This window comes from Algibacter sp. YIN40 (genome assembly GCF_057219435.1).
This window is the reverse complement of sequence record NZ_JBXVVC010000004.1, coordinates 70804-86352: the sequence shown is the minus strand read 5'-3', so window position 1 is coordinate 86352 and position 15549 is coordinate 70804. Positions and strand designations below refer to the sequence as shown.

Here is a 15549-nt window from a genome sequence, read left to right as displayed (position 1 = left end):
TATTTTTTATAAAATGATTTGCAAAGTAATAAAGGGTTTGTATATTTGCCCTCAGTTTTGCGGAAGCGTCAAAAAAGTTACAACAAAAATACAATTCAGTTTTTAAAGATATAGGATAATGAGTAAAAGAACATTTCAGCCTTCTAAAAGAAAGAGAAGAAACAAACATGGTTTCAGAGAAAGAATGGCTTCTGCTAATGGTAGAAAGGTATTAGCTCGTAGAAGAGCTAAAGGAAGAAAAAAGTTATCTGTGTCATCTGAAACAAGACATAAAAAATAATGATTAACAATTGTTGATAATTTAAAGGTGTTACTTAAGTGTAATGCCTTTTTTTATATCTAGTGATTACTATTTTTGTAGCTCATTAAAATATACCAAATAAACAGGAAAAAATGCCAAAAAATCCAAAACTTAAATCGATTCTAATTATTGGCTCAGGGCCTATTGTTATTGGACAAGCATGTGAATTTGATTATTCAGGCTCTCAATCATTAAGGTCACTCACGGAAGATGGAATTGAAACGATTTTAATTAACTCTAATCCAGCAACAATCATGACTGATCCAACCATGGCAGATCATGTTTATTTGTTGCCTCTTAATACAAAATCCATTATAAAAATTTTAAAGGAACATCCTCAAATTGATGCTGTATTGCCAACTATGGGAGGACAAACAGCATTAAACTTGTGCATAGAAGCAGATGAAAAAGGGATTTGGAAAGATTTTGGAGTTGAATTAATTGGTGTAGATATTAATGCTATCAATATCACAGAAGATAGGGAACAGTTTAGAGAGTTGATGGGTAAGATTGATGTTGGCATGGCACCACAAGCTACAGCAACATCGTTTTTAAAAGGAAAAGAGATTGCTCAAGACTTTGGATTTCCATTATGTATTAGAGCATCCTATACATTAGGAGGTGCTGGAGCAGCTATTGTGCATGATGAAGATGATTTTGATAAGCAATTACGTAGAGGATTAGAGATTTCGCCTATTCATGAGGTGATGATTGATAAAGCCATGATGGGTTGGAAGGAATATGAGTTGGAGTTGCTTAGAGATAGAAATGATAACGTTGTTATTATTTGTTCTATTGAGAATATGGATCCTATGGGAATTCATACTGGTGATTCTATTACAGTGGCTCCGGCAATGACTTTAAGTGATAGAACGTATCAAAAAATGCGCGATATGGCTATTAAAATGATGCGCAGCATTGGTGACTTTGAAGGTGGCTGTAATGTGCAATTTGCAGTAAGCCCAGATGAAAAAGAAGATATTATTGCTATTGAGATTAATCCACGAGTATCAAGGTCCTCAGCGTTAGCGAGTAAAGCAACAGGTTATCCCATTGCTAAAATAGCCACGAAATTGGCCATAGGGTATACGCTTGATGAATTAGATAATCAAATTACTAAGTCTACTTCAGCTTTATTCGAGCCTACGTTAGATTATGTAATTGTAAAAATACCACGTTGGAATTTTGATAAATTTGAAGGTTCAGATAGAACACTAGGTTTACAAATGAAAGCTGTAGGAGAGGTTATGGGAATAGGACGTTCTTTCCAAGAAGCATTACATAAAGCTACGCAATCTTTGGAAATTAAAAGAAATGGTTTAGGGGCAGATGGTAAAGGTTATAAAGATTATAATCAGATTATAGATAAGTTAACAAATGCCTCTTGGGATCGTGTATTTGTTATTTATGATGCCATCGCAATGGGTATTCCACTAAGCCGAATATATGATATCACAAAAATTGATATGTGGTATTTAAAACAATATGAGGAATTATTTCACTTAGAAAAAGAAATTTCTAAATATACCATCGATACACTAGATAGAGATCTATTGTTGGAAGCTAAGCAAAAAGGTTATGGCGACCGCCAGATAGCACATATGTTGGGCTGTCTAGAAAGCCAAGTATATAAGAAAAGAGACGAATTTAATATTCAACGGGTATTTAAACTAGTTGATACTTGTGCCGCAGAATTTACGGCAAAAACGCCATATTATTATTCAACTTTTGAAAACATGGTTGAAACACCTTCTGGTGAGAAATATGTACACAATGAAAGTATTGTTAGTGACAAAAAGAAGATAGTTGTATTAGGTTCTGGGCCAAATAGAATTGGTCAAGGTATTGAGTTCGATTACTGTTGCGTGCATGGTGTTTTAGCAGCTGCAGAATGTGGTTACGAAACAATTATGATTAACTGTAATCCAGAAACGGTTTCTACCGATTTTGACACAGCAGATAAATTATATTTTGAACCTGTTTTTTGGGAACATATTTATGACATTATTCGTCATGAAAAACCAGAGGGCGTTATTGTTCAACTTGGAGGTCAAACAGCTTTAAAATTAGCAGAAAAGCTAACCAAGTATGGTATTAAAATTATTGGAACCAGTTTCGAATCTTTAGATTTAGCAGAGGATAGGGGGAGTTTTTCAAGATTGTTAAAAGAAAATAATATTCCATATCCAGAGTTTGGAATTGCAGAAAATGCAGACGAAGCTTTAGCTTTAGCCGATGAATTAGATTTTCCAATCTTAGTGAGACCGTCTTATGTTTTAGGAGGGCAAGGAATGAAAATTGTAATCAACAAAGAAGACTTAATTGAGACTGTAGTTGATTTATTAAGAAGAATGCCAAATAATAAACTTCTTTTAGATCATTATTTAGATGGTGCAATAGAAGCTGAAGCTGATGCTATTTGTGATGTGGATGGAAATGTATACATCATAGGAATTATGGAACACATTGAACCATGTGGTGTTCATTCCGGAGATTCTAATGCGACTTTACCAGCGTTTAATTTAGGAGACTTGGTAATGCAACAAATTATTGATCATACACATACTATTGCAAGAGCATTGAATACAGTGGGTCTAATTAATATTCAATTTGCTATTAAAGATGATATTGTTTACATAATTGAAGCAAACCCCAGAGCATCAAGAACAGTTCCATTTATAGCTAAGGCTTATAAGGAACCTTATGTTAATTATGCAACTAAGGTGATGTTAGGAGAGAAGAAGGTAACGGACTTTGATTTCAATCCTCAGTTAGAAGGTTATGCCATCAAACAACCAGTATTCTCTTTTAATAAGTTTCCGAATGTAGATAAGCGTTTAGGTCCAGAAATGAAAAGTACAGGAGAGAGTATCTTGTTTATAGATAGTTTAAAAGATGATGCGTTTTACGACTTGTATTCTAGACGAAAAATGTATTTAAGTAAATAATAAAAAAGCCGCTAAAAGCAGCTTTTTTATTTTTTTTTGAGGTCAAAATTAAATGCTACTTCAATGTCTTTTGCAATCTTACTGCTCACAATTTTTGGGATTTTTATACCAAATTCTGAAGCTTTTGCCTTAAAAGAGCCTGACATATTTATAATGTCACTTTCTTTAGATATAGACACAATTAAATTGTCAAATTGCTTTGTTTTTCCATGAAAAGTAAGTTCACCATTTAATTTATATGTTGTATTATCTTTTATTTTTGAAACATCAAAATCTAAGATTTTTCCCTTGAAAGTTGCTTTGGGAAATTCATCAGATTCAGCATAGTTTTCATTAAAATGCTCTTCCATTAAAGCATTTTTAAAACGAAACCCCTTAACGAGAATTAAAGCTGCGAATTCTCCATTTTCAGTGTTAATAATTGCAGTTACGGTATTGTGCTTTGCTTTAACTTCTTCAAACGAAGGAACAGATGCTTCAAAAGAGACATTGCCAGTTTTAGTTAAGTATTTTCCCTGTGCGAATGTGCTAAAGCTAATAAAAGCTAAAATGTATAATAGATTTTTCATAGTTACTTTATTTAACTTTTTTAGTTAAATCAAAAACACTGCCAAATTTAATTTTCTAAAAGACCATCATCTTTCCATTGTTGAATTTTATCCCTTAATGACTGGGACATTAAACCAGATTGTGGCATTGGGTTCGAAGCGCTGTTAATGCGTGCTAAAATATTTCCAGTTTCTACACCATTCTTAACTTGAGTATATGTTGTGTAACTAGTGGGGCCAGGGTTCGGCGGATTTCCATGACATTGAATGCAGTTGTTGTCTATAATGGTTTTTATATCAGCATCATAAGTAACTTTGACCATTGGGTCTGGATCTGGATCTGGATTTTGATTGGATAAATCATCACTGCTACTGCTTGAGCAGTTAAACATTAGGGCAATTATAGCAAAGCCCAGAATTAAGTTTTTAAAGTTCATAGCATTTTATGTATTTAAATTAATCTTTTTATAATTAAAAAGTTCTACTTAGGTTAAATCCAAAATAGATATTTCCATCGCTCCAATCTCCTCCTCCTTGTCCTAAAAAGCCATTAGTATTCATAGCTTGAGCATTGGAAAAATGCATTTGAAAAACATGTCCGCCAGTTTCTAAATCAACCCCAATAGACAATGGATTTTTAAATGGAGAATTACTTGCTCTATTTAAATGAAGTCCGTAATCTGCATTAATAGACCAGCGTTTTCCTAATTTATGGCGTCCACCTATACCAATAGCAATTTGGGAATTGTCTTGCTCATCTATAACTACAAAATTATCATGGAAAAAAGTAGGAGCCAATTCAAGAGTTAAATTGGTATTTACTTTTCTAGAAATAAGTAATTGTGCTGTATAGCCAAGGCGATGTTTAAATTCTAGAAGTGGTAAATTGTCTTTTTCTAAAGCAGTATTAATTAAGATAGCGTTAAAACCTACTATGGAAAAAGGAAACCCATTCTTTTCTTGTCTTAATAATCTATACTTTGCAGTAATATCATAAACTTTGAGCAAAGAGCTTCTTGAAACACCAACATTTATAGCGTCGGTAATACCGTAAACAAAGTTCAAGCGGGTTACAGCATTATCAAGCCCAAAAAAGTCGTCAATACCGTTTTTTATACTTCCAAACCTGTGAGATACAATTAGTGTAAATTCTTTTTTAGCTACTAACTTTGTGGATTCAAAATTAACAATTTTTAAACCTTTAAATGCCGCAGCTTCATATTGAGGTTCTTCAGAATCAGAATCAATTTCATCTAGTAAATCATCTTGAGAATAAGTAAATAGGGGTAAACATAGTAGAAAAATGATTAGGGTTTTCATATTCAGTAAGGTGTTTATTGTACTAATATACTTAATTATTGTCTAACAAATCTTTTACTAATTGTTTGTCCTAACGAGGATACTCTAATTATATATAAACCCGATTTCCAATTTGTAATATCGACTTTAGAATCAGTGATATTGTTTGAAGTATAAATAATTTTACCAAGTATGTCATAGACTTCAGCTTTTATTTTGTTTAAGCTATTAGGAAATCTAAACTCAAGTGAATTAGTTCCTGGGTTTGGGAAAATACTAAAGTTGTTTAACGAAAATTCTTCGACATTAAGCGTAGGATCCCAATCGTTTACTCCTTCAAAGGTTGTTCCATCTCCTGTGTATTGATATGGAGTTGGTGCAGAATTAGAGATTGAAGTTCCAGCACTCCATATTCCAGCTCCTGCAGCAACAGATTCTCGAGTACCTCCAGTACTTATCCATTGGACATAATCTCTAATGTTAGCAGAAACCCCAAAACTATTGGTGTTTATGTACAAGCCAAGTTCTCCACCTGTATCTACAAGATTTGTTGAACTAATTATGGTAACTTCCGCCCCAGAGGCTAGATTTAATGACCCACTAGTGACGGATAAGGTGTTTAACTGTGGGTAATTTGGGAAAATACATAGTTTGTAGTTTGAGATATCAACTGTGCTTGCACCAAAATTTTTAATTTTTATAGTTTCTGTTCCTGGATCTACACTAATAAAACGGATTTGACCATTCGAAGTTAGCATGATTCCTAATAATAAAAGTAAAAGTAATTTTTTTTTTTTCATAGCATTTTTATTGTCATTAGTCAATTATAATACACTGGTCTATTTTAACTTGTTCCAACAAATCATCGTAGCCTATTACGCGTCCTTTAATTTTTATTTGTGCTTGTGTTTTTAGAGAAGTATTATCAAAAGGGATATTGAAAGAACAAAAAACAAGTTCATCAATGGTTAAGTCGGAATCATTTAATTCTGAAATAGCACCTGTCAGTTCAACTGTTTTGTTTAGGTATTTTGTTTCGGCTTGATTTACGTTTTTTATGAATTCACCATTGATTTTTGAAGTTGTGATAGTAAATGAAGCAGTTTCTTTTTCAATGTCTCTATGCTCTTGATAAATGTATTGATAACCAAAAAAAGTGATTATTATTAAGATCATAATAGATAAGTACCACTTTCGCATTATTTCGAACTATATATGTTGACTTAAGTAACGTCGTAGAGTGTATGGAAACCTTACAACTAAAAGGTTTTAAATTTCAATTTTCGCATTTTGAGTTTTAATAAACTCCAAATGTTCTTTCATTTTAAATTCTGAAGACTTAAATTGGTTTGATCGCGTTCTGGATTGTTCTTGTCTAATAATACTTCTGGCAAAACGTCTAACACGTTGTTCAGAATCTAATATAATCCCTGGAATCGGTGCGTTTTTACCATTCTCATCTTTGGCTACCATAGTGAAATAAGACGAATTACAATGCTTCTTTTTACCAGTTTGAATATTTTCAGATTCTACACGAACACCAATAACCATAGATGTTCTTCCTGTATAATTTACAGAGGCTTTTAGTGTAACAAGTTCACCTACTTCAATAGGGTTTAAAAAATCTACTTTATTTACAGATGCCGTTACGCAATAGTTTCTAGAATGTTTTGAAGCGCAAGCAAATGCTATTTGATCCATTAAGTTTAAGATATGCCCACCATGAATTTTGCCACTAAAATTAGAGTGGGAGGGTAGCATTAATTCTGTAATGGTTACTTGTGATTCTTTAGGGTGTTTAAACATAGATTTTATGTTAGCACAGTGTACAAAATACCTGTGATGATTGCAATTCCAAAACTAATCAAAGTGCCTATTAAAATGTATTCTGTTAGCTGTCTATCTTTTGATTCTTTTAAATCACCAAATCTAAATACAGATTTAGCAGTTATTAGAAAACCAACAGCTTCCCAATGATTTAAAACTATAAAAATAAACACTAAAATTCGCTCTAAAATACCAATATATTTGCCAGCATCTTTGAGTGATTGGTTATTTTTAGTGAGTTGTGAAATATTCCACTTTAAAAAAATGGTTTTCATAATTATGGATACTGGTATTGTTAAAAACAATAAACAAGTAAGGAGCAATAAGTTATTTTTAGTGAAGTTTATATCGAGTATAGATGTGTTTTTTGAAAGAAAATAATAACACCCAATAATAATTAAAACATGAAGCAATTGGTCTACAAAAAATAATATTCTTTTTGTTTTTTTCTTCTGAAATAAAAGTTTAACGGCATCAATGATTAAATGAGCCCCCCCAATGATTGCTATAATTGGCCATAAAGATAAATCCCAAAGTAACAATGTCATTACAGTTACATGTATTAGAACATGAAAATAAAGTTTTGGTGATTTTAATTTTTTCTTCTCCTTTTCTTTAACCCAGCTTTGTGGTTGAAGGAAGAAATCACCGATGAGGTGAGCTAGTAAGAGTTTTATTAGTATTATCATTCTCTTTCTAAGTTTTCTAATTCTAACAATGTGATTTTTTTACGATACATCTTTTCTAAGTCTATTATTTCTCTATAATTGGCTCGTTTAAGTCGTTTGCTTATTGCATCTTGACTAACACCTATAGACTTTGCTATATCAGACTGTAAAGCTTCATGATTTTCAAGTACCATTTTCATAGCTTCGGAAGAATTGACTGTCCAATTGTCCATTGAAATTAGTGCTAGCCTAAAATATAAATTAAGCTCTTCATTTAAATAGATGGATGGGGTTTTTATTTTTAAGTTGGTTTTTTCTTTTTTCAAGCTTTCCAAGGTTTCTCCAGAAAATTGAAAGGCCTCCCCATTTGATTCAGTCACTACGTTGCCTTCAAAATTTTTATTACCTACTCCAATAGCCATTCGAACATCCAACTCTTTGACTGTTTTTATACAAGCTTTAATGTAAGTTACAATATAAAAGGCTTGTTGATTGTTCCTAATTTCGATTTGAAAACTATCTCCCCGAAAAATTTCCCAGTATTTCTTATCAATTCCAATTTCTGTTAAAGCTTCTTTTAAGGGGTTTAACCATATTTCTGGATTCGTGAATTTTCTCGATCTGATTATGTCTCCAGTTATTATGCTTACCATATTGACAATTTTTATTCTCTCTAAAAGGAATAACTAACAATATTCCTTAATTATAGAATAATTCAATTTATTCCTTTAAAGAGGAATATCAAATATATCACACTTTTATGTGATAAACAAATATATCACGTTTTTATGTGATAAAAAGATGTTATTCGTCTTCTTCGGCACGTTTAATTATAGCTTCAGGTAATGATTTTTTTGCTTTGGCTCCCATTTTCTTTAACTTTTCAACACTAGTGATTAGATTGCCTCTGCCATCAACAAGCTTGTTCATAGCTGCGGAATAATCGCTTTTTGCAGCATCAATCTTTTTGCCAACACCAGTTAAATCACTAACCAAACCTTCAAATTTATCATAAAGAGCTCCAGCTTGTCGCGCTATTTCTATGGCGTTACGTTGTTGTTTTTCGTTATTCCACATGCTATCAATCGTGCGAAGTGTTGCTAGAAGAGTAGACGGCGTAACAATAACAATATTCTTTTCAAAAGCTCTATTATAAATGGAGTTGTCTTCATTTACTACAACAGCAAAAGCAGGTTCAATTGGAATAAACATTAAAACGAAATCTGGTGATTCAATATCATATAAATCTTGATAATTTTTTTCTGAAAGTTGGTCAACGTGTTTTTTAATGGAGTTTACGTGTGCTTTTAAAAAGGGTAGTTTATCATCATCATCAGCGTTCACTAAACGCTCATAATCTGTTAAAGAAACCTTGGAATCAATGACCATTTTTTTACCATCAGGTAAATTCAAGACAACATCAGGAAGCACTCTGGAGCCATCTGCTAAAGTAAAACTTTGTTGCACAAAATACTCTCTGTCTTTTTCTAAGCCAGATTTCTCTAAAACCCGCTCTAAAACTAATTCACCCCAGTTACCTTGCATTTTGCTATCACCTTTTAAGGCTCTAGTTAAGTTGGTAGCTTCTTTAGTCATTTGTTGGTTGAGGTCTTTTAAACCTAATAATTGCTCTTTTAAAGCCGAGTGCATACTAATGCTTTCCTTTTGAGTTAAATCAACTTTTTCTTCAAATATTTTTATCTTTTCTTGTAACGGATTTAAAATATTCTTGATGTTTTCTTTATTCTGAAGCGTGAATTTTTCCGATTTTTCATCAAGAATTTTAGTTGCCAAAAGTTCAAAATCTTTTCTTAGTTGTTCTTGACGTTCTTCCAATTCAGCATCACGCTTAGCGCTAAGTTGCTGTAGGTTTTCGTATTCGGTATTTTTTCTAGTTAATTCCGAATTTAAAAAATCTTTTTCACGACGTATCTCTTCGCGTTCATTTTCGATTTTATTCAAATTTTGTTTTAATTCTTCAATAGTTAAATGCATTTGATTTTGACGCTCCTCAAGTGTGCTTTTTTCACTTTTACTTTTTAGTTTAGTAAAAAGCATGCCTAAATAGGAGCCAATTCCAGCAGAAATGAGTATTGAAAGAATAAGAGTAAGGTTGTCGTTCATTTATGAAAAGAAATATAATCAAAGATAATTTTTTAAGTTGGAAGATTAAAGTATGGCAAAGGAAGAATTGGGCTAGTTCTGTAAAATTCTAATATCCTCAATGATTTGTTTAATATCTTCCATACTTGTGCCGTTATAAATACCTCGAATTTGTTTTTCTTTATCAACTAAAATGAAGTTTGGTGTATGAATAAAATCTTGCATGCCACCATCACCTTGTTCTACAACAGCGAAATAACTTTTTCGTGCTAAGTTATATATATGCTTTTTGTCACCTGTGGTAATATGCCATTTAGAATCGATTACCCCTTTATTTGTTGCATATTCTCTTAAAACAGAAACACTGTCTAATTCTGGAGTAACAGATAAAGAAAGAAACATAACATCCTTAGCATTTATAAATTCTTTTTGAAGAAGAGACATATTATCTGTCATAATTGGACAAATTGTGCCACATCGCGTAAAAAAGAAATCGGCTACATAAATTTTGTCTTTATAATCATCTTGAGTGATGGTGTCTCCATTTTGATCGATTAGTTGAAAGTTTGAAACTGTGTGATGCTCAGTTTTACTTCTTAGACTGGGATCGACTAATTCAGGGTTGAAATTTGCAGGGTTGTATATAGGTAATTTTTTTTCTTGGTTACAAGCAGATATTACAGCAAAATAAAAAACTATATGTTTCAATTGCATGATTTAAATAGAATGATGTTCTGTAATATATTGTTTAGCTTCTGCTAGTTCTGGTCGATCGCTATTAGAGCCTGTAGTTAGCTTAATAAGTTGATTAAAATAAATAGCAGCCTTATCTAAATCACCAGATTGTTTTGCTGCAACTGCAGCTCCGTATAGTCCATTAAATCTGTTTGGATGTCCCTTTAAATTTTCTTCGTAAGCTAATAAGGCTTCCTCAGGTTTGTTTAATTCTAAAAACATATCTCCAAGCATTTCTATAGCTGGTAAAACATCACCTGGAGTAACTGGGTGTTTACTGGTATGGCGTTCTATTTCTGAGGCCTCTTTCATTAATGCTAGTCCATTTTCAATATCATTTTGCCTAAAATTTAACCAAGCTTGGACTGTTTTAATTTGAATTTCTACTAGCTTAATTGGAATAGCCTTTGTTTTATCATTTAGAGCTATCAGATTTTGATGCAATGCTTTTAAAGTTTCAATTTTTTCTTTTACGGTATTAAAATCATTTGTATTTACAGCTCCTATTGCAATGGCAAAGTGATGTATGGCTTCTTGCCAAGGATACTGTTCCCACTTCAAATCAATTTCTTGTAATTTTAAATTTGCTGCACGATTCCAATTTTTGTTTTCAAGAGCTAACCTTGCAGGAATAGCTGTTAGTGGGTAGAGTACTGCATCAATATTAGTAGGGTGAAAAGTTTTTCGTTTATTTATTAGATTGTATAGATCCTCTGCATTTATGTTATCTCCTTTTTGTAAATAAGCATAAACTAAATAATCTATACTATGTAATTCTTCAAAATATGAACCCTCAAAGGCTGCTGCTTCTGCATAGCATCTAGCGCTTTCGGACGATTGTATATTAGAATCTATAGATTCTTGCCAAATTCCTAACATTGTAAAAATATGTGAAGGCATATGTTGTGCGTGAGAAGAAGAAGGCGCAATTTTTGCATAACGTCTTGCCGTTTTTAATCCTTTATGAGCCAAAACAGGATTGTCATAATTATGAATAATATAATGTGCGATTCCTGGATGATTTTGGTTTTCTTCAAATAAGCCTTCAAGAATTTCCCCTGCTTTTCTTTCATTAGCATATTCTTTTCCAACACGGTCTCTAGTAGAAAACAACGCCAAGGAATAAAAAATGGCAGCCTCAATATCTTCTGGATATTTAAGGTGAATTTGTTCCATTTTATTTTCAAACCTTTTAGCTCTTGTTTTATGGTCTATAGTGTGCGAATCTGTGTAAAAAGCATCAATAGCATTTATGTAGTCTCTTTGTTTTTCATCCATTGACAATTCCTTGGCAATTTTTAAAACGGCTGAACCTTTAATTAAATCTTCTTTAGAAGGCGGAAACCAAGCAGCATGATAAATACTCATAGCAATACCCCAATACGCCATAGGGCAATTAGGGTCTACATCAATCACTTTTACAAAAGCTTTTTCAGCCTCGCTATATTGAAATGAATGCAATAATGCCACAGCTAAATCAAAACGCTCTCTGGTTTCATAATTACAAGAAAGTGAGAATTTTAGCTCTCCAAATAGGCCATCACCGCACAATAGTAAATCACCTCTTAAAAAGTCGATGGAAGCTAAAGCGGGATTCGACTTAGCAGTTTTTTCTTTGCAATTATTGAATAATAATAGCCCAATAATCAAGACTATAAGTTTTAATGATTTCATGGTAATAAAGTTTAAATTCAAATTGAAAATCATTAAAACAAGGGAGAGAAAATATAAAATACTGATTTTCAACTACGTAAATATAGTGAAATTTAAAAAGATACCATATCGATTATTTCTTTACTCGAAAACTCCCAGTTTTCTCATCAAAGGCAATTAAATCCTTTGGGAATAAAGTATTAAAAGTACCTTTTGAAATAAGATTGCATGGTTCATCTGATACCACTTCAGTATCAGTCATTACAATCAAATTGTCACATAATTGAATAGCTAAATCTATTTCATGAGATGAAAATAAAATAGTTTTATTGGTATCTTTAGCCAGCCTCTGAAGTAATTTTAAAATATATGCTTTATGATACATATCTAAATGTGTGGTAGGTTCATCAAGAATAATTAAATCGGTATCTTGTGCTAAGGCACGAGCAATCATTACTTTTTGTAATTGCCCATCACTTAATTCAAAACATTTTTTATGTTTTAAACCAGCAATGTTGGTTTGTACAAGAGCTGTATTAACAATCTCGATATCATTTTTAGATAAGTTACCAACCCAATTTGTATAGGGCTGTCTTCCCAAAGCGACGAGCTCTAAAACAGATAAATTCTTTGAAGCTAAAGGTTCGGTTAAGACCAAACTCATCACTTTTGCTAAATCAATTGAGACGTATTTAGACAAATCTGTATTATTGATAAAAAGCTGTCCATTTAAAGGGTTTTGAACATTAGTAAGTGTTCTTAAAAGCGTAGACTTGCCAATACCATTTGCGCCAATTAAACCTACAAGTGTTCCTTTTTTTAATTCAATGTTAATGTTTGAAGCAATAATAGTTTTTCCTTTTTTCGAGGTATAACCAATGGATAAATCTTTGGCTTTTAAAATGATATGTTGATTTTTTCTTTCCATTTAAAATACCATTTTTCGTTTTCTAACTAATAACCAAATGACAACAGGAGCGCCTACTAAAGATGTAATGGCATTAATAGGTAACGTAAAATCACTATTAGGCAGTTGCGCAATACTATCACAAATTAACATTACTATCGCCCCAAATAAAAAAACGGCAGGTAATAAAATTTTATGATTGGACGTATTAAAAACTTGTCTAGTTAAATGCGGAATAGCTAATCCAATAAAAGCAATAGGCCCAGTAAAGGCAGTGATAGTACCTGCTAATAAACTTGTGGCAATAATTATTGTTAAGCGACTTTGTTTAATGTTTAAACCTAAACTTATAGCGTAATTCTCTCCTAAGAGTAAGGTGTTTAAAGATTTGATTGCCGCAATGCCCAGTGTAATTCCTAGAGCATAAATTAAGAATAAAATACCAAGATTTTCCCATGATAAATTACCTAAACTACCGAACCCCCAAAAAATGTATTGTTGTAATTGTTCTGCAGAGCCAAAATAAGAAAGTACACTAACAATAGCTGCTGTGATACTTGCGAACATGAGACCAATAATAAGAATTGCCATGGTATCACGGACTTTTAAAGACACCATAAGTACCGCAAGTAAAACTAAAAAACTTCCTAAACTAGCTGCAATTACAATGCCCCATTTTGAAATAAATAAAGTCGCCAAAACACCTCCGGAAATGCTTGAACCTAAAATTACCAACGCCACTCCTAAGCTTGCTCCAGAACTAATGCCTAAAACAAATGGACCTGCCAAAGGGTTTCTAAACAATGTTTGCATTAATAAACCTGAAATACCTAGACCAGAGCCAACAATTATAGCCGTTAAGGCTTTTGGTAATCGATAGTTCTGAATAATGTGTTGCCAAGGCTCTTGTTCGGTAGCATTTCCAATAAGCGCGTTAAATATATCCTTCAAAGGAATTGATACTGAACCTAAACTTATATTCACAAGAAAACAAGTTATTAAAATAACTATCAATATGATAAAAGGTATCCGATATGTTTTTTTATTTGGCACTTATTTCAAGAGTTTAAAAAAGTATGGTTTGTAATCTTCCAATACTTCTGGATGGCAAATTTTAGTAATATCTTTCAATACTAAATCGGGTCTTGTCATTCCTAATTCATAATATAGAACGCCTCCAGAAGAGCCAGTTGTATTTGTGAATGTGTAAATATTTTTATTTTGAAAGGCTTTAAATATGGCGTGATTTTCGTTGCCATTTTTTAAAGTCTCGAAACTTGTGTAATTTGAAGGACTTAACCAGATGTCTGCTTGTTGAGCTTTTAAATAAACAGATTCAAAGTTCAACTTTAAACTTCCTGAACCTTTTGTGTCACTCCATAGATAGTTTACATTGGCATCTTTTAATAATTGTGCTTCAGTACTTGTTCCATTTGGCAAATACCAAATATCGTTATGCATAGCACCGCTTAAAACAGTTGGTTTCGATTTTATATTTTGAGCTATTTTTTTGACTTCTAAATAGTTTTTTTCAATTTGATTAAAAATGGAATCTGCTTCTTTTTCTTTATCATACAAAACACCGAAGAATTTAATCCATTCGGCCTTGGCTAAGGGAGAATCTTCTACCCAATCACCATTAAATATTACTGGAATCCCGGAGTTTTTAATAGTTTCTAATGATCTGTTTCCCCCATCTATTCCAAAGCCAACAACCAGGTCAGGATTAAGCTCTAAAAGCACTTCGGTATTCAAGCCTTTATTCTTACCGAGCTCTCTTATATTTCCGTTTTTAATTCTCTGTCTAATGCTTTCAGAAGAAATATAATCGGTTCCAGGAAATCCAACTAATGTTTCTTCAATATCTAATAAATCTAAAGCAGGAATATGGGTTGTTGATGTGACTACAATTTTTTTAATTGGTTTTATTATAATACCGTCATACTCGTTTTTTAAAAAAGAGATTTTTGCGACATTTTCATTACTTATTAAAACGTATCGATAACTTTTATCTGCATTAGGCCAAGGTGTAAATATTTCTAAAATGGAATAATTTTCATTTTTGGTAACCATAAACCCCTTTGCATAATTGAGATTAATTTTTTTAAAATCTGAGTGAGGTAATAGGTTATTTGTCCCTTTATCTTCTTTACAAGAGAATAAAAGGCAAATTAAAAAAAATGTTATTAGATTTTTCAAATCATAAAATTTAACGCTTCAAAAGTAAGATTATTTAATCTTTTTAATGAAACATTAAACAAAATGTTTACTTTCGCTGCGAATTTTGGTTTTGTTTGCAAAATGCAAATAAATTAAAAGGGAATCTGGTTAAATGCCAGAACTGTTCCCGCAACTGTAAGTTTATGCCGTCCCGATGCTATTGGGATTTTAAGCACCTCTTAAAGAGGATGTTATTAACTGCATTTACCACTGACCTTAGCGTTGGGAAGGTATAATAACATAAAACAAGTCAGGAGACCTGCCATTTTCAAAACAAATAAGTTAAACTTTCGGGATAAAAGTTTGCGTATAGGTCTATGCGATTCTCGAGTAATTATTC

At 32.2% G+C, this 15549-nt stretch carries 16 protein-coding genes and 1 riboswitch; of the genes, 2 read left to right on the top strand and 14 right to left on the bottom strand.

Features of this window, described 5'->3' with window-relative positions:
* The first annotated feature begins 118 nt into the window (after positions 1 to 118).
* Together rpmH and carB are read left to right on the top strand one after the other, a co-directional pair.
* On the top strand, positions 119 to 280 hold the full coding sequence (gene rpmH / locus AC2D6V_RS13800) for a 50S ribosomal protein L34 (RefSeq protein ID WP_027878648.1): 162 nt from the start codon (positions 119 to 121) through the stop codon (positions 278 to 280).
* Between the two features lie 113 nt (positions 281 to 393).
* A complete protein-coding gene (carB, locus tag AC2D6V_RS13795; protein WP_484649149.1) occupies positions 394 to 3249 on the top strand; it encodes a carbamoyl-phosphate synthase large subunit in 2856 nt (951 codons plus the stop codon).
* 26 nt (positions 3250 to 3275) lie between these two features.
* Here carB and AC2D6V_RS13790 read toward each other — a convergent pair whose 3' ends face one another.
* From AC2D6V_RS13790 to AC2D6V_RS13725, 14 genes are all read right to left on the bottom strand, one after another.
* Complete coding sequence (locus AC2D6V_RS13790; protein ID WP_484649147.1) at positions 3276 to 3818, bottom strand: YceI family protein; 543 nt, start codon at positions 3816 to 3818, stop codon at positions 3276 to 3278.
* A gap of 47 nt (positions 3819 to 3865) precedes the next feature.
* Complete coding sequence (locus AC2D6V_RS13785; protein ID WP_484649145.1) at positions 3866 to 4234, bottom strand: hypothetical protein; 369 nt, start codon at positions 4232 to 4234, stop codon at positions 3866 to 3868.
* A gap of 34 nt (positions 4235 to 4268) precedes the next feature.
* Entirely contained in the window at positions 4269 to 5117 is an 849-nt protein-coding gene (locus AC2D6V_RS13780) for a DUF5777 family beta-barrel protein (protein WP_484649143.1), read from the bottom strand.
* Between the two features lie 35 nt (positions 5118 to 5152).
* Positions 5153 to 5896 carry a T9SS type A sorting domain-containing protein gene (locus AC2D6V_RS13775; protein ID WP_484649141.1) on the bottom strand — a complete coding sequence of 248 codons (744 nt, stop codon included), beginning with the start codon at positions 5894 to 5896 and terminating at the stop codon, positions 5153 to 5155.
* A 16-nt stretch (positions 5897 to 5912) separates the two neighbouring features.
* Positions 5913 to 6296 carry an OB-fold protein gene (locus tag AC2D6V_RS13770; protein ID WP_484649139.1) on the bottom strand — a complete coding sequence of 128 codons (384 nt, stop codon included), beginning with the start codon at positions 6294 to 6296 and terminating at the stop codon, positions 5913 to 5915.
* Positions 6297 to 6365: 69 nt separating this feature from the next.
* Positions 6366 to 6902, bottom strand: a complete 537-nt coding sequence (locus tag AC2D6V_RS13765; protein WP_484649136.1) for an acyl-CoA thioesterase — start codon at positions 6900 to 6902, stop codon at positions 6366 to 6368.
* A gap of 5 nt (positions 6903 to 6907) precedes the next feature.
* Positions 6908 to 7612, bottom strand: coding sequence for a DUF3307 domain-containing protein (locus tag AC2D6V_RS13760; protein ID WP_484649133.1), 705 nt, complete (start codon positions 7610 to 7612; stop codon positions 6908 to 6910).
* A complete protein-coding gene (locus AC2D6V_RS13755) occupies positions 7609 to 8244 on the bottom strand; it encodes a SatD family protein (protein WP_484649130.1) in 636 nt (211 codons plus the stop codon). Before AC2D6V_RS13755 ends, AC2D6V_RS13760 begins: the two co-directional genes overlap by 4 nt.
* Before the next feature lie 151 nt (positions 8245 to 8395).
* Positions 8396 to 9715: a DNA recombination protein RmuC gene (locus tag AC2D6V_RS13750; RefSeq protein ID WP_484649128.1), complete on the bottom strand. Its 1320-nt coding sequence runs from the start codon at positions 9713 to 9715 to the stop codon at positions 8396 to 8398.
* A 72-nt stretch (positions 9716 to 9787) separates the two neighbouring features.
* The gene (locus AC2D6V_RS13745; RefSeq protein WP_484649126.1) at positions 9788 to 10408 is read right to left on the bottom strand and encodes an SCO family protein; all 621 of its coding nucleotides are present in this window, start codon (positions 10406 to 10408) and stop codon (positions 9788 to 9790) included.
* A 3-nt stretch (positions 10409 to 10411) separates the two neighbouring features.
* Entirely contained in the window at positions 10412 to 12103 is a 1692-nt protein-coding gene (locus AC2D6V_RS13740) for a tetratricopeptide repeat protein (RefSeq protein ID WP_484649124.1), read from the bottom strand.
* 112 nt (positions 12104 to 12215) lie between these two features.
* Positions 12216 to 13010, bottom strand: a complete 795-nt coding sequence (locus tag AC2D6V_RS13735; RefSeq protein WP_484649121.1) for an ABC transporter ATP-binding protein — start codon at positions 13008 to 13010, stop codon at positions 12216 to 12218.
* Complete coding sequence (locus AC2D6V_RS13730; RefSeq protein ID WP_484649119.1) at positions 13011 to 14042, bottom strand: FecCD family ABC transporter permease; 1032 nt, start codon at positions 14040 to 14042, stop codon at positions 13011 to 13013.
* Positions 14043 to 15188 (bottom strand): ABC transporter substrate-binding protein, encoded by a 1146-nt coding sequence (locus AC2D6V_RS13725; RefSeq protein ID WP_484649117.1) that lies wholly within the window; start codon positions 15186 to 15188, stop codon positions 14043 to 14045. It abuts the gene before it with no gap.
* A 69-nt stretch (positions 15189 to 15257) separates the two neighbouring features.
* Positions 15258 to 15490, top strand: a riboswitch (cobalamin riboswitch).
* Positions 15491 to 15549 lie beyond the last annotated feature (59 nt).

Bases quoted from the DNA above. Each gene is read 5' to 3' on its own strand.
- rpmH (WP_027878648.1), top strand. From the start codon at position 119: ATGAGTAAAAGAACATTTCAGCCTTCTAAAAGAAAGAGAAGAAACAAA.
- carB (WP_484649149.1), top strand. From the start codon at position 394: ATGCCAAAAAATCCAAAACTTAAATCGATTCTAATTATTGGCTCAGGG.
- AC2D6V_RS13790 (WP_484649147.1), bottom strand. From the start codon at position 3,818: ATGAAAAATCTATTATACATTTTAGCTTTTATTAGCTTTAGCACATTC.
- AC2D6V_RS13785 (WP_484649145.1), bottom strand. From the start codon at position 4,234: ATGAACTTTAAAAACTTAATTCTGGGCTTTGCTATAATTGCCCTAATG.
- AC2D6V_RS13780 (WP_484649143.1), bottom strand. From the start codon at position 5,117: ATGAAAACCCTAATCATTTTTCTACTATGTTTACCCCTATTTACTTAT.
- AC2D6V_RS13775 (WP_484649141.1), bottom strand. From the start codon at position 5,896: ATGAAAAAAAAAAAATTACTTTTACTTTTATTATTAGGAATCATGCTA.
- AC2D6V_RS13770 (WP_484649139.1), bottom strand. From the start codon at position 6,296: ATGCGAAAGTGGTACTTATCTATTATGATCTTAATAATAATCACTTTT.
- AC2D6V_RS13765 (WP_484649136.1), bottom strand. From the start codon at position 6,902: ATGTTTAAACACCCTAAAGAATCACAAGTAACCATTACAGAATTAATG.
- AC2D6V_RS13760 (WP_484649133.1), bottom strand. From the start codon at position 7,612: ATGATAATACTAATAAAACTCTTACTAGCTCACCTCATCGGTGATTTC.
- AC2D6V_RS13755 (WP_484649130.1), bottom strand. From the start codon at position 8,244: ATGGTAAGCATAATAACTGGAGACATAATCAGATCGAGAAAATTCACG.
- AC2D6V_RS13750 (WP_484649128.1), bottom strand. From the start codon at position 9,715: ATGAACGACAACCTTACTCTTATTCTTTCAATACTCATTTCTGCTGGA.
- AC2D6V_RS13745 (WP_484649126.1), bottom strand. From the start codon at position 10,408: ATGCAATTGAAACATATAGTTTTTTATTTTGCTGTAATATCTGCTTGT.
- AC2D6V_RS13740 (WP_484649124.1), bottom strand. From the start codon at position 12,103: ATGAAATCATTAAAACTTATAGTCTTGATTATTGGGCTATTATTATTC.
- AC2D6V_RS13735 (WP_484649121.1), bottom strand. From the start codon at position 13,010: ATGGAAAGAAAAAATCAACATATCATTTTAAAAGCCAAAGATTTATCC.